Source organism: Candidatus Methylobacter oryzae (genome assembly GCF_003994235.2).
Lineage (GTDB): Bacteria > Pseudomonadota > Gammaproteobacteria > Methylococcales > Methylomonadaceae > Methylobacter_A > Methylobacter_A oryzae.
Genome location: NZ_RYFG02000019.1, coordinates 4,714 through 17,783, shown reverse-complemented (window position 1 = coordinate 17,783; position 13,070 = coordinate 4,714). Strand labels below are relative to the sequence as shown.

Genomic DNA, 13,070 nt, shown 5'->3' with positions numbered 1-13,070 from the left:
TCAGGCGTGCCGTGGGATAGGTTGTAAGGCGCACGCGGCACGCCCTAGGGCAGGATGATTCCAACAAGCAGACCTTGCTGGTTTTTACTGGAGCCGCTCCCGGCGGCCAGCACTTCTGACCGCCATGGATGGAGAAAATGCCGAGGACTGCCGGGAGCAGTCTCGGCCGCCATCCATGACAGCCGCATAACCTGGAAGGCCTAACCGGCAACAGGCTTTTCCTTAGACTTGCCGTCCGCTTTTTGCTGAGCCTCCACCACGCTGACGATCTCGCCTTCGGCCAACAAATCCGACGGGCTGGCAACCAGCACGTCATTGGCCGCCACGCCTTCCAGAATTTCGACTTCGCGCCCAAAATCGCGGCCCAGTTTCACCGGGCGAAACGCGACGCGTTTTTCGGCATCGACAACAACGACGTGCGTACCTGCCTGATCGATAACCAATACATTGGCAGGCACAACCAGCGGACCGGCTTTGCTGCCGACCACGTTAATCGAGGCTTCCATATACGAACCGGGCAATAATTTCCCCTCTTTATTCGGCAGCGTAATATCTACCTGGCGCGAGCGATTAACCGGGTCCAAGGCGCCTGCAACATGTTCGACGCGGGCTGCCAGAGGCTTGCCCTGTGCGCCGGCGGCGCGCACGGCCACCTCCTGCCCCACCTTAACGTCGTCCGCGTAAGCTTGGGGCACCCAGACGGTCAGCCGGAGCGGATCGGTTTGCGTCAGCGCGAACAATTCCTGGCTGCCCGCGTTGATCAAGCTGCCGACGTCGACGCTCCGGCGCGTAATAACGCCGGAAAACGGCGCGACGATACGGCGATACTCTTCAATTTTTTCAAGCCGTTTGACGTTGACTTCGGCGGCGGCCAGATCGGCTTCCGCTTGCAAGACGGCGCTGCGTTTTTCGTCGAACTCCTGTTGAACCACGCTGTCGGTGTCTTTCAGCAAGGCCCAGCGCTTCAACGTCGAACGCGCCAATTCCAGCCTGACTTTGATCTGTGCCGCCGCGGCGTGAGCCTGGGCCAGCTCCTGCTCCAATTCGGGAACATCGATCACGGCCAGCAGCTCGCCTTTCTTGACTTGATCGCCGATGGTCTTGTACCAAGCGCTCAAATAACCGTTGCTGCGGGCATAAAGCTGTGTTTCGGTGTTGCCGCGCAAACCGGCCGGCAACGTGATCTTGCGCGACGCCTCGCCCGGCTTGGAGCGCACCGCAATCACGCTACGCGTCAGGCTAGCCTCGGTGCGCTGCCGCAAACTGTCGGCCTCGCTTTGATTGATAGCGAGCCGCCAGCCGCCGGCCAACAGTAAAAACAGCAGCAGCCCGAAACCGGATCGCTTGGCGATAACCAGCGTCCGTTGCGGATGGGATGGCAAAGCAAATACAGGGGTTTGATGACTACTCATGACGGTTTCATTCAGTGATAAGGATAGTTCGAGTCGAATGGCGATGTTCAAGCCAGCGATGCGTGGCGGCGAAAACAATCGGTACAAACAGCAACGTGGACACGGTGGCGAACGCCAGCCCGCCGATCACCGCGCGGCCCAGCGGCGCGTTCTGTTCGGCGCCTTCGCCCCAGCCGACAGCCATCGGCAACATGCCGACGATCATCGCGAACGCGGTCATCATGACCGGCCGCAAACGCGTCGCGCCGGCTTCCAAGGCTGCCGTCACCGACGGCACGCCGTCGCCCAAGCGGGTGCGTGCGAACGAAACCAGCAGGATGCTGTTGGCGGTGACCACGCCCATCGACATGATGCTGCCGGTCAAGGCCGGAATGCTCAGCGTGGTTCCGGTCAGGAACAAAGTCCAGGCAATACCGGCCAGTGCAGCCGGCAGCGCGCTGATGATAATGAACGGATCGAGCCAGGATTGAAAATTGACCACCAGCAACAAGTACAACAGCACGATAGCCACTGCCAATCCGGTCGCCAGTCCGATAAACGAACTGTTAAGGGTCTGGCTCTGCCCGCGCACCGCCAGTTCGACGCCGCGCGGCAATTTGGCCCGACTGTCTTCGATTATCCGATTAATATCGACACTAACCGAACCCAAATCCCGGCCCTCGACATTCGCGTAAATATTAAAAACGTTATTCGCGTTGAAGTGAGTCACGGCCGCCGGTTGCACCGAACGCTTCATCGTGACCAGATTGCCCAGCAATTGCGGCGGGCTGTTATCGTCGCCACCCACCGGCGTCCGCATCAACGCGTCGATGCTGTCGAGATCGAGCGGATTACCCATCACGCCGATGTTGACTGTGTTGCCATTGTTCGGATTCAACCAATAAGTCGGCGCAGTTTGCATGCTGCCGCTCAGGGTTAGCAATAAATTCTGCGCGACGTCGCGGGCCGAAAGCCCTAGATTCTGAAGCTGCGAGCGATTCATCTCCAGGTCCAGCGACGGCCGGTTGGTGCGTTGGTAAACGTGCGCGTCGACGATGCCGGGAATTTGCCGCAGCCGGTTATTCAGTTCCGTGACCAGCGGCATAACCTCTTCCGGCTTGCCGCCGATAAACTGGATATCGATCGGCGCCGGAATGCCGAAATTCAGCGTTTGGCTGACTTGGTCGGCAGGTTGGAAAAAGAATTCGAGTCCGGGGAAACGGCGCGGCAATTCTGCGCGCAAATCCTTGATATAGTCGATGCTCGGCGCATGATCGCCGGGGCGCAGCGAAATCATGATCTCGGTATCGGCGGTCTCCACCGTGCCGGAGTTGCCGAACAGCGTGTTACGGGTACTGTAGGGGCCGCCGATAATATCCAGCACATCGCCCAGTTCCTGCGCGGGAATGCGCTCGCGGATCGCTTTTTCCACCTCGTCTATTTGGCTGGGCATTTCTTCTATCCGCGTCCCCGAGGGCGCGCGGACATGCAGCCTGATTTGGCCCGCGTCGACGGCCGGAAACAAATCCTGCCCAAGCAACGGCACCAATGTCAGCGACAACAGGCAAAAGCCCAAAAAAGCGGAACCGTAACGCAAACGGTGATTAAGCAAATGGCTCAACAGCACCACATACTGCTCCCGGAAGACTTCGAAACCCTGCTCAAAAGCGCGGTGGGTTTGCCCGAATATGAGCGCAATCGCATTGGCCGGCGGCTGGTGCTTGTTGCCGTGATGACCGGCCATCATATACATCACCAGCGTCGGCACCAAAGTCCGCGACAGCAGATAAGACGCCAACATTGCGAAAACCACAGCCTCGGCCATCGGCACGAACAGGCTGCGTGCAACGCCGGTAAGGAAGAACATCGGCACGAACACGATACAAATACACAATGTCGATACAAACGCCGGCATCGCGATTTCCGCGGCGCCGTCAAGAATAGCCTGGCGCGGCTTTTTGCCCATCAGCATTTGCCGCTCGATATTCTCGATTTCGACGGTCGCGTCGTCGACCAATATTCCGACAGCCAGCGCCAAACCGCCCATCGTCATCAGGTTGATAGTTTCACCGACCAGATACAGCGCAATCAGCGAGCACATGATCGATAGCGGGATCGACACCGCGATAATGCAGGTGCTCCGCCAGTTGCCGAGGAACAACAATATCATCGCGGCCGTCAAACCGGCGGCGATCAAGCCTTCGTGTATCACGTTGCCGATTGCGGCCTTGACGAACAGCGACTGGTCGAACATCAGCTTCATGTTGATGCCTTCCGGCATCTGCGCCAGCATTTTCGGGATCACCTGCTTCACGTGATCGACGACGTCCAGCGTCGATACCTTGCCCCGTTTGAAAATCGACGTAAGAATGCCGCGCTCGCCGTTCTGGCGCGCGATCGTGGTCTGCGGCGCCGAGCCGTCGCGTACATTGGCGACGTCGCGGATCAGCGTGGTCGTGCCGTTGGCCGTGCGTACCGGGATGTCGCCGATGCGGGGAATCGCCGCAATCGCGCCGTTCAGCGTAACGTCGTATTCGGTCGAACCGACCTTGATCGTTCCGGTCGGCAAAATCAGGTTCTGCACGGCCATCGCATCGACCAGATCGTTCGGAGTCAGCCCGCGGGCAAGCAATGCCGCCGGATCGATATCGACAGTCACCTGCCGGCTCTTGGAACCGAACGGATTGGTCGAAGACACGCCCGGTTTGGACTGAAGGAAGTTCCGGACGATGTTATTGGTCAGATCGTTGACCTCGGTCTCCGGCACCGTGCTGCTGGAGATACCCAATTGCACCAACGGCAAATCGGAAGCCGAATACTGGATAACTTGCGGCGGTGCGGTACTGGCAGGCAGCGAGCGGTAGACCGAGTTGCTGCTGGACATCACCTGCGCAATCGCGGTGCGAATATCGGTATCGGGATGGAAAAACACCTTGATAACCGCCGATCCTGCAAAAGATACCGATTCGCTATGCTCGATACCGTCGATCAACGACATCGAACGTTCGACCGAGCCGGCCAGACGATCGGCGATTTCCTTTGCGTTCATGCCTTTGTAATCCCACAGCATCGCGACGACCGGAATATCGATATTCGGAAAAATATCGGTCGGCATATTGCGCAGCACATAAGGCGTGGACAAAAGAATCAGTAGCGCCGCGACGATGAACGTGTAAGGGCGGCGTAGGGCAATGTTAACAATCCACATGGTTTCTCGGGAGATTCGATTCAGTAACGCGCCGGGGCTGAAAGGTCTAGCCGTTTTTCAAACTATCGTTTCCCCTGCAAAGGCAACAAATACCTGGACGTATGCAATTCACATACCAGCAAGGCCACGTAGACTGGCTATTTCTTCTCCAGCTTCGCTCTCGTCCCCACGGACTCCTCCGTGGAAATACGGGGCGTAGGCCGGAATCAGACCGCCCGGCGTCAGCCAGGGTGGGAGTTTCCGGCAATCGGAACGCCGGAAAAGCTTTCTCTCCTACGAAGGGCGATAGCAAATTATCTCGTTCCCACGCGCTACGTGGGAACGCAGTTCAAGGCGCGCTGCGCCGAGAAACAGGGCGCATCAAGTAAAGTAGGACGCAGCGCGTGGAAACAAGACCGTCTTCTATCGTTAATTCATCCTGCTGCTATCGCAATAGCATCTGCTGGATAGCTGTCTCTAAATCAACACCTTGCCAACGAACTGTATCCCACCTCTCAAATCCTCAAATTCCGCAAAAATTCAATCGAAAAGAATAGCTGTATTGAAACAATCACCTGTATTTGTTCGACAGCGGCAGTAATGATCGATCAAATCCATGGCATGAAAAATGAATAGCCTGGAAATCTGTCTAAAAAAGGATATAGGTATCTCTACATAAGTCATTTCAACAGAAACTCGCAAGGTGCGTTTGAATTCGCTCAGATTTCCAAAACCGTAATCTCCATTCCATATACTTAAATACAAAAAGAAAAATACTATGAAAAACACACTCCTATTTGGTTCGCTGTTGTTAAGCTCCACGTTCGTTATAGCCGCCGATCAGTCTGCGTCTACAAGTCCTGTCGCTGAGCCGGCACCGGCTCCGGCCGCGGATGCGAAACCCAAAGAACCGCTGAGCTTTTTTGTCACCAGCACCGGCATAGGGAAAGGCGCCGATCTGGGCGGTTTGGCCGGAGCCGACGCACACTGTCAAAAACTGGCGGAAGCCGCAGGAAGCGTCAACAAAACCTGGCATGCTTATTTGAGTACGCAAGCCGTTGACGGCCACCCCTCGATTAATGCCCGCGACCGTATCGGCACCGGCCCTTGGTTCAATGCGAAAGGCGCCGAGGTCGCCAAGAATATCGCGCATTTACATGGCAACACGCTGGAACTGGCAAGACTCGGCAATAACCTGAGCCGAACCACGGCGCTGACCGAGAAAAACGAAACGGTTAACGGCGCCGGGGACAAGCCCAACCAGCACGATATTCTTACCGGTTCCCAACCCGACGGCACCGCTTTTGCCGATGCCGCCGACCACACCTGTAAAAATTACACCAGCAGCGCTGAAGACGGTTCGGCTCAAGTGGGCCATTTCGATCGTACCGGCGGCGGCAATACGTCCTGGAATTCGGCGCACGCCAGCAAAGGCTGCGGCCAGGAAAATCTGGTAAAAACCGGTGGCGCAGGCCTGTTTTATTGCTTTGCGATCAATTAATGTTCGTTTGCCCCTGTACCGGGAATTGAACGATGTGTTAAAAAGATAAGGTTTTACTCTTATTTTAAAAATTCGGATGCCATTAAAATTAAAGTTAGCCCTCGTCGTAATATCGGTATCGGCATTTGCAGCTTGTTCGCAGAAATCGCTCATACGCAACCAAAAGGAAAATCTTAAATCATCGGAAACGATTCAAGAGCTGATGCTCTCGTTAATTGCTCCCACCTCTGACGGAATTTGGCATTCGGCCAGCAGGTCGGGCATGGTCGAAAAACCGCCGCATACGGACGAAGAATGGGCCGTTGCCAAACAACAAGCCGCCAGGCTGCTTAGCGCCGCCGAACGTTTAACCGAAGGAGGCCGCCGCGTAGCGGTAAAGGATTCAAAATTTGAAATTCCGGGCGTTAAAAAAAGTCCTGAAGAAATTCAGCAGTTAATCGATGCGAAACCGGAAATTTATTTCAGGTATGCGCAGCAGCTTCAGGCGGCAACCGAAGAAACGCTCGCCGCAATCGATGCAAAGAATGCAACGGCTTTGCTTGAAATCGGCGGCCGCATCGATGATGTCTGCGAACAATGCCATAAAACTTTTTGGTATCCGGATCAGCCTGAGTCTAAACAGTAGCGCTATCTATCCACAACTCAATTTAATCAATAACCAACAACAAGGAATTACTATGGAACGTCGCGATTTTATTCGCTTAAGCGTAGCAAGTGCGGGCGCGAGCTTGATAGCCCCGGCCGTGACGCTGGCTGCCGGTGACGAACAGGCAACCGCATCGAGAGATATTTACTATACAAAAGAAGCGCCGGGACGTTGGGCCGGCAAAGTCGCCACCCATTTGCCGACGATTGAGATTACCAAAGCCGAAGACGTTACTACGGTAAAAATCGTCACGCCTCACGAAATGAAAGGCTACGAACATTACATTGTTAAGCATGTTCTATTGGACAAGAACTATAAATTCATCAATGAGCATTTGTTCGATCCGACTAAAGACAGCGCCGCAGTTTCGACATTCACGCTGAAGAATTACAGCGGCGCGCTATATGCGCTGAGTTTATGCAATAAGCACGATCTTTGGCTGAATAGCGCAGAGGCGTAGTTTTGTCAGTTGGGCATGCTGTTTATGCCCAACATAATTAATCCGTAGGGCGCAATAGCGGCTTTATCGCGTATTGCGCCGAATCATAGTCTTACCATTACGGTGCAATACGCTACGCTATTGCACCCTACAAATTGCGCCTTATCGTGTTACTAAACGGTTGATTATGAACGTAGCGTTGCAACCAGACGCTTCGGATTAAGCAGCAAATCCAGCGCATCAATGACATTGGTGCAAACCACATCGGCACTGACGATAGATTGGGCCGAACCGCCCTCGCGTTGTATCAGCGCTATGCCTACCGCCGCAGCTTTCAACATCTTTCTGTCGTTTCGGCCATTGCCGACGGCGACTACGGTCTCGACCCCAAGCTCGGTGACGAATTGCAGCTTAGTTTGGGCTTGGGATTCGACCGGGGTGATAGTCAGCTCAACGGGTAGGGTAGCCAGTTGGGAATGCGCCAAGCCGAAAGTATCGGCCGTGATTACATGAATTTTGATCCAAGGGGCCAGGGCGGTAAGTATATCCGCCACGCCGGGCAGCAGTTGGCCGTCCAGCGCCAACGTACCGTTGTAGTCGGAGACGAGGTGGATGAGTTCAAGCTTTTTAAAGCCGGGAATGTCGATGGAAATCATGAAATACCTTGTGATGGATTAAGTTAAAAATAGCCTTTAAAACAAGTGAGATAGATTCGTTCGAGGTTCCCAATCTGAACAAACTGCTTCAATTTACAAATTTGGCATCTTAAAAACCATGCTGTCCATCCCCATAAGATGATCTCGATGACTGAAATTGAATCCCACTTTTTCCAAAACTCGAATGGAAGCCACATTTTCCGGATGGGTAAAAGCCATTAAATTCATTAAGCCCGGTATCTGGAAGCGGAGCTGCACCCAAGCTAATGCCACTTCGGTAGCTAACCCTTTATTCCAGTAACCGGGTAATAAGCGATACCCTAACTCAAAACTTTCACATTCGGGAAAATACATTGGTCCGGCATCACCAATCGGTTTCATGGAATTGCGTTCACGAATAATCCACTTTGCGTATCCATGCTTCGACTGATGTTCGAGATAATGTTTTATCCTTTCAATAGTAGATTCAAGTGTTGTATCAGGGCCATGAGGCGTGAACTTCATAACGGCCGGATCGCCAAACCAGGAAAATGCCTCTATTGCGTCTGCCTCGGAAAACGGCCTCATAATAGTCCGGGCTGTTTGAAGTTCAGTCAATTGCATTGCAATGCCTAATTTAATCATCGCTTAGCATGCCGATGTTCTCTAATATGCTGGCGCTTTTTGATTTAATATTGAAACTCGATCAGGCATAGATCGCTTCATCTTCGTTTGTTTCTGATCCGATAGACAGAAAAAAAGCGGGAGCATTCGATTCATTGACAACCACATAAGGAATCCCCGCTTCGGTAGGCGAACCGAAAACCTCTCCCGGCTTTAACCTTATGATTTCGCCATTGATCCGCACCGACGGGCTTCCTTTTAGTACAAAAACCAGCTCGTCTTTCTTTGCATAATAATGCCTGGAACAAGCCCTTGTTCCAGGCAACAGCGTTTCATGACTCACTGATAATCCTTTTAGGGAAAAAGCCGTGGTTAATGCTTTTACTAAGGAAAGCTGTTCCTTAGTGTTTTTTGCCAGATATTGCCTCTGTTCGAATGCATTAAAATCAACTATGTTCATGATCTGCCTCTATTAAAAATGAGCCAAGGTTTGTTACTTTGCCGGAGTCGATGTCGCAGGACCGATACCGACGATCTGCAAAATCGTGTCTTCATCCTTGGCGCCGTCGTAATGGACTTCGTTTCCGTAATGGGTCACGAAACTGCCCGCCGGAACCGGTTTTAAATTATCCGGGTTGTAATCAGTGCCGGTGCCGACCCACCAAGTGCCGGAAATCACGGTAATGAAGCGGTCGTTCGGATGCGAATGCGGCTTGCTGTTATGATGCGCTTTCCATTTGTTCAGCACCACGTAAAGACCGGGTTTGGACGGATCGCCGACCAATACCGCGCTTTCCGAGCCGCCGGGGTTGGCAACCCATTTGATGTCCTCGGGCAGCTTGATCGAAATCGCCTTGGGATCGAGATCGGCCGCCGATACGGAACCGAAGCTCAGGGCCAAGCAGGTTGCCAACGCCAAGCGTTGAATGTTGATAAAACCAAACATCTAAATTCTCCTGTGAAATTATGATTAAGGCCCAGGCGGAAGGCTGGCCTGGCTTGACTCAGGCGGAACCACCGCTTTTTCGGAATGCGGCGTACCGGCCGGCACCCATTCATAAGGTACCGGTTGACCGCGATACAATTGGTTGTTGACGGTCGTGTGACCGGTCAGCTTATCCTTGCCGATACGGACATAAGGATTGACGTATTCCCAAACGATTTCGCCGTCTTTGGTCACTTGGAACAAGCGTCCACTCTGGCCTTCATCGATAAAGGTATTGCCGTTCGGCAAGCGACGGGCGGCGCTGATATGGGTGCTGCGGAACGACCAAGCGGGGCCGCCGGAATCTTCGCCGGTGTACTGCCAAACGATCTCGTTCTTGACCGGATCGATTTCCAGCACCCTGGAACCGCCGGTTCTGGGAACCGCCGCCGTCGGGTAGCCGGCCAGGCCTTGATTGTCGAATACCAGCAAATTACCGGCGCCGGGCAAGCCTTCGGGAATGATATGGGCATCGTGCTGGGCGCTGATCTGGTCGACCGGCCTTGGCACATTGCGAGGCAGCGCTTGTTCTTCGCTGGCGGCTTTATAGTGCGGCCCAAGCCGCCAGACGATCTTGCCGGTTTTCTTGTCGATGATCGCGATGAAATTGGCGTTGCGGGCGTCAAACAGCAGGTTTTCGGGATCGAAGCGCTTGTCGCCGGCGGCAAACCAGCGATTGGGACCGACCACTTTCAGGTTGTTGACATGCAGGTAATCGGCAATTTCGGCGTTGCGCACCAGCTTCAGTTCAGCCGGACTGAAGCCGAATTCATTGATATGCTCGGAAGCGATCCATTTCCAGACCGCTTCCCCGGCCGGATTGACTTCATAAACGACATCGTCGAGCACCTGCGGCTGTTTAAAGCCTTTGACCGGATGCACGAGATTAGCCAACACGACGGTATTGCCGTTCGGCAGCCGCGCCCAGTCGTGATGTTGCTGGGCGGCTCCGCCGGGCGCTTTATCGCCGAACGACCAAACGGTTTTGCCGTCCCAATCCAGTTCGCCGACCGTCTTGGAAACCCGCCGACTCACCTGCCCCGGCACCAAGTCGGTGCCTATACCTTCGGTCATTTCCAGCGTCACGAATACATGACCGAGCTTGCCGCCGTTCACGGCCGGATCGATCAGCGTGCTGTGGCTGGCCGCATCCCGCCATTCATGAACCGAATTGCCGTTCAGGTCGATCAGGTGCGCAATATTGTCGCCGCCGGTAAATAGCACGAAAGAATTGAAGGCTTTGGCCGGGTCGTAACGCGTCGTGCCGGTCGAGTAGACGCTGGGAGCCGCGACGGCTGAGACGCTTAGCAAGACGCCGGCCGCGCCCAGCACCGCTTTGGGCAGATTCTTGGCCTTAGCGCGTCGACGGCCGCCATGGGTTTTATTAAAAAAGGTTGTCAGTGTCATGATTAATTCCGTTAATGCTCGATAAAGCGAATAATCGCTAAAACGGCTAGAGCAATTAACGAGCCAATGAAATGAAGCTACAGGGAATACTGTATCGGCGAGGCTTCAACGCCATTTCGATTGTGGAAGAGTGAATATTGGGCCTCGTTAGACAGACTTAATTGTTGAGTAAGGCGCAGTTTGCCAACAACAGCTGTCGGCGATTCAACAGTTGCACGGGTTAATACTTAGCCGAAAGCGCCGTTGCCCGACCCTGCCGGATAGATTTACCGCCAACGGTAGGCTCTGCACAGCGCCAAGGACAGACTTTCACTCTCGTTCCCACAGGCTCCGTGGGAATGCAGTCAAGGCGCGCTGCGCCGCGAGTCATGGTCAAAGTTTTGAGTATACGGGACGTAGCGCGTCCGGCACTGCATTCCCACGCGGCGCGTGGGAACGAGGAAAATTAGAAAATGACCCGCTCCCTTCGGCTACGCTCAAGCGGATTTTTAAGATAGCGATATGATACGATCAACCTTAAGGTATGCGTAGCGTAATATATAGCTTTGAAGCCTGCTTAAAATAAGCCCGAGGAGAAAACAATGCCGACACTGAGCATATTTTTTGGCATCATTATCAAAATGCGTCATGATGACCATCCGCCGCCTCATATTCATGTTGAATATCAAGGATTCACCGCATTGGTTGAAATCAGCAGTGGAAATATTATTGCAGGCGATTTACCGAGAAAAGTAGCCGCAATTGTCAACGAATGGTGTGAAACACATCGTATAGAATTAATGAGCAACTGGGAAAAAGCCAGCCAATTTGAACCTTTAGATCGTATTCAAGGAGCAGACCGTGATTAAAATTTTACATGCAACGTTAATAACACCTTATGAAATTCAACTGGATTTTTCAGACGAAACACGCGGCATTTGGAACGCAGAAACCTTGTTAAAAGAACGTAAAGGAACATTATTGGAACCTCTGCGCGATGCCGACTATTTTCAACGGTTTTTTATTGATGCGGGTGCACTGTGTTGGCCCAATGGATTAGAGTTTTCGCCTGAACGCTTATATGAGCAATGTATCTTTATTCGTGAAGTAGCATAGCCGGAAGAGGGAGCAAATCTTAAATCTGTAGTTAAAACAGCCAGGTAGGGTACGCTATGCGTACCTTTTCAATCGCCAAGAAATCCAATGCAAAATTAAAGGTACGCGCAACGTACCCTACCTGGCTAGCGCCTCTTGGAGCGTAGTGTTTGTCATTGATGCTCCGAAGATATTCTTTCGGTGCCAGTCCAGAAATGCAAAATGCTCATCTGTAAGGAAGCTAATCTTCTCTCTTCCTGTGATTCCTAATGCTGATGCGTCAGCTTCTATTCTTGGCGAAAGCATAATCTGTCCATCCGGGCGAAAGGTAATCAGCCCAAAATCAAACGCGGCATCATAGACCGGTGACAAAGCGAGGCCGTTTGCCGGATTAATCCGTTCTTCGTTGTTTGCAACGCGCCAAGGTTTAATGTGTGAGGCGCGAATCAACAAGCTTGATCCTGTGATGGCGCACTTGTTGTCGAAGATCTCAAGAACTTCGCGACGAAACCGTTGTTGCCCGATTCTTACTTGGAGTTGCTCAAGCTTGGTTGTCGCTGGAACGTCCGGGTTGCGGACAATTTCAATAACCGACGGATCGGAGCTTTGATCTCGATAGTCTTGAAGGTTTGCAAGAAGGTCGTCATAGAACTTGATGGACGAATAGGCAGCTTCATCCGTTGTGATGTTTCGACCACCGAGAGCTGTCAGGAGCCCAGCACGACGCGCCTCGATTGCTAGACGAAGTGCACCGACTTCGCCATAAATGCTAATTGGGAACTTCTTGTTGGCGACGCCACCCTCAGGAAGCGGGTATGTGGTTTGCCAAAGTGGGCCGCTCTTCTTTCTTTTCTCGGAACGGTTTACTCCAACGATGCCACTTGTATTGTTACGAGGCAGATTTGGGCTAAATCGCGTGCCGACGCTTCTGAGATAGCGCTTTCCTTTGTTGTCTTCTATCCATTTGTCCCGATAGTTTTGAGCTGCCGCCAGAGCGTCGTCATTTGAGGCATAGTCTCTGAAGGCGAAAAGCTTGCTATGCCATTTTCGATTTTCATAATTGGCGTCTGGGTACCACGATATGCGCACAAGCCAACCTGCCAAGCCCTCGTGATTGTATGGAGCAATGAAAAGCATGTCTTTCGTGACTTTCAATTCTGGAGTCATCGCTATTCGTAATG

General features: G+C 53.0%; 13 protein-coding genes. 5 read left to right on the top strand and 8 right to left on the bottom strand.

Annotation, left to right across the window (positions count from 1 at the left end):
• Positions 1-200 precede the first annotated feature (200 nt).
• Together EKO24_RS03535 and EKO24_RS03530 are read right to left on the bottom strand one after the other, a co-directional pair.
• Positions 201-1,412, bottom strand: coding sequence for an efflux RND transporter periplasmic adaptor subunit (locus tag EKO24_RS03535; RefSeq protein WP_127030581.1), 1,212 nt, complete (start codon positions 1,410-1,412; stop codon positions 201-203).
• A gap of 7 nt (positions 1,413-1,419) precedes the next feature.
• Complete coding sequence (locus EKO24_RS03530) at positions 1,420-4,599, bottom strand: efflux RND transporter permease subunit (RefSeq protein ID WP_127030582.1); 3,180 nt, start codon at positions 4,597-4,599, stop codon at positions 1,420-1,422.
• A 757-nt stretch (positions 4,600-5,356) separates the two neighbouring features.
• Between EKO24_RS03530 and EKO24_RS03525 the strand changes: the two genes are divergently transcribed.
• The 3 genes from EKO24_RS03525 (at position 5,357) to EKO24_RS03515 (ending at position 7,185) form a co-directional block, all read left to right on the top strand.
• Complete coding sequence (locus EKO24_RS03525) at positions 5,357-6,079, top strand: lectin (protein WP_127030583.1); 723 nt, start codon at positions 5,357-5,359, stop codon at positions 6,077-6,079.
• A 262-nt stretch (positions 6,080-6,341) separates the two neighbouring features.
• A complete protein-coding gene (locus tag EKO24_RS03520) occupies positions 6,342-6,704 on the top strand; it encodes a hypothetical protein (RefSeq protein WP_127030584.1) in 363 nt (120 codons plus the stop codon).
• A 52-nt stretch (positions 6,705-6,756) separates the two neighbouring features.
• Positions 6,757-7,185, top strand: a complete 429-nt coding sequence (locus EKO24_RS03515; RefSeq protein WP_127030585.1) for a desulfoferrodoxin family protein — start codon at positions 6,757-6,759, stop codon at positions 7,183-7,185.
• Between the two features lie 164 nt (positions 7,186-7,349).
• Here the strand turns inward: EKO24_RS03515 and EKO24_RS03510 are convergent, their stop codons facing one another.
• From EKO24_RS03510 to EKO24_RS03490, 5 genes are all read right to left on the bottom strand, one after another.
• The gene (locus tag EKO24_RS03510) at positions 7,350-7,820 is read right to left on the bottom strand and encodes an HAD family hydrolase (RefSeq protein WP_127030586.1); all 471 of its coding nucleotides are present in this window, start codon (positions 7,818-7,820) and stop codon (positions 7,350-7,352) included.
• Positions 7,821-7,913: 93 nt separating this feature from the next.
• Complete coding sequence (locus EKO24_RS03505; protein ID WP_127030587.1) at positions 7,914-8,444, bottom strand: GNAT family N-acetyltransferase; 531 nt, start codon at positions 8,442-8,444, stop codon at positions 7,914-7,916.
• Between the two features lie 61 nt (positions 8,445-8,505).
• On the bottom strand, positions 8,506-8,883 hold the full coding sequence (locus EKO24_RS03500) for a cupin domain-containing protein (RefSeq protein ID WP_127030588.1): 378 nt from the start codon (positions 8,881-8,883) through the stop codon (positions 8,506-8,508).
• 33 nt (positions 8,884-8,916) lie between these two features.
• Positions 8,917-9,369 (bottom strand): cupin domain-containing protein, encoded by a 453-nt coding sequence (locus tag EKO24_RS03495; protein ID WP_127030589.1) that lies wholly within the window; start codon positions 9,367-9,369, stop codon positions 8,917-8,919.
• 24 nt (positions 9,370-9,393) lie between these two features.
• On the bottom strand, positions 9,394-10,815 hold the full coding sequence (locus EKO24_RS03490) for an arylsulfotransferase family protein (RefSeq protein ID WP_206667201.1): 1,422 nt from the start codon (positions 10,813-10,815) through the stop codon (positions 9,394-9,396).
• Positions 10,816-11,396: 581 nt separating this feature from the next.
• Here EKO24_RS03490 and EKO24_RS03480 point away from each other — a divergent pair.
• Together EKO24_RS03480 and EKO24_RS03475 are read left to right on the top strand one after the other, a co-directional pair.
• A complete protein-coding gene (locus EKO24_RS03480; protein WP_127030591.1) occupies positions 11,397-11,663 on the top strand; it encodes a DUF4160 domain-containing protein in 267 nt (88 codons plus the stop codon).
• The gene (locus EKO24_RS03475; RefSeq protein ID WP_127030592.1) at positions 11,656-11,910 is read left to right on the top strand and encodes a DUF2442 domain-containing protein; all 255 of its coding nucleotides are present in this window, start codon (positions 11,656-11,658) and stop codon (positions 11,908-11,910) included. Before EKO24_RS03480 ends, EKO24_RS03475 begins: the two co-directional genes overlap by 8 nt.
• 117 nt (positions 11,911-12,027) lie before the next feature.
• Here EKO24_RS03475 and EKO24_RS03470 read toward each other — a convergent pair.
• A partial coding sequence (locus EKO24_RS03470) for an HNH endonuclease (protein WP_206667200.1) occupies positions 12,028-13,070 on the bottom strand: 1,043 nt, incomplete at its 5' end.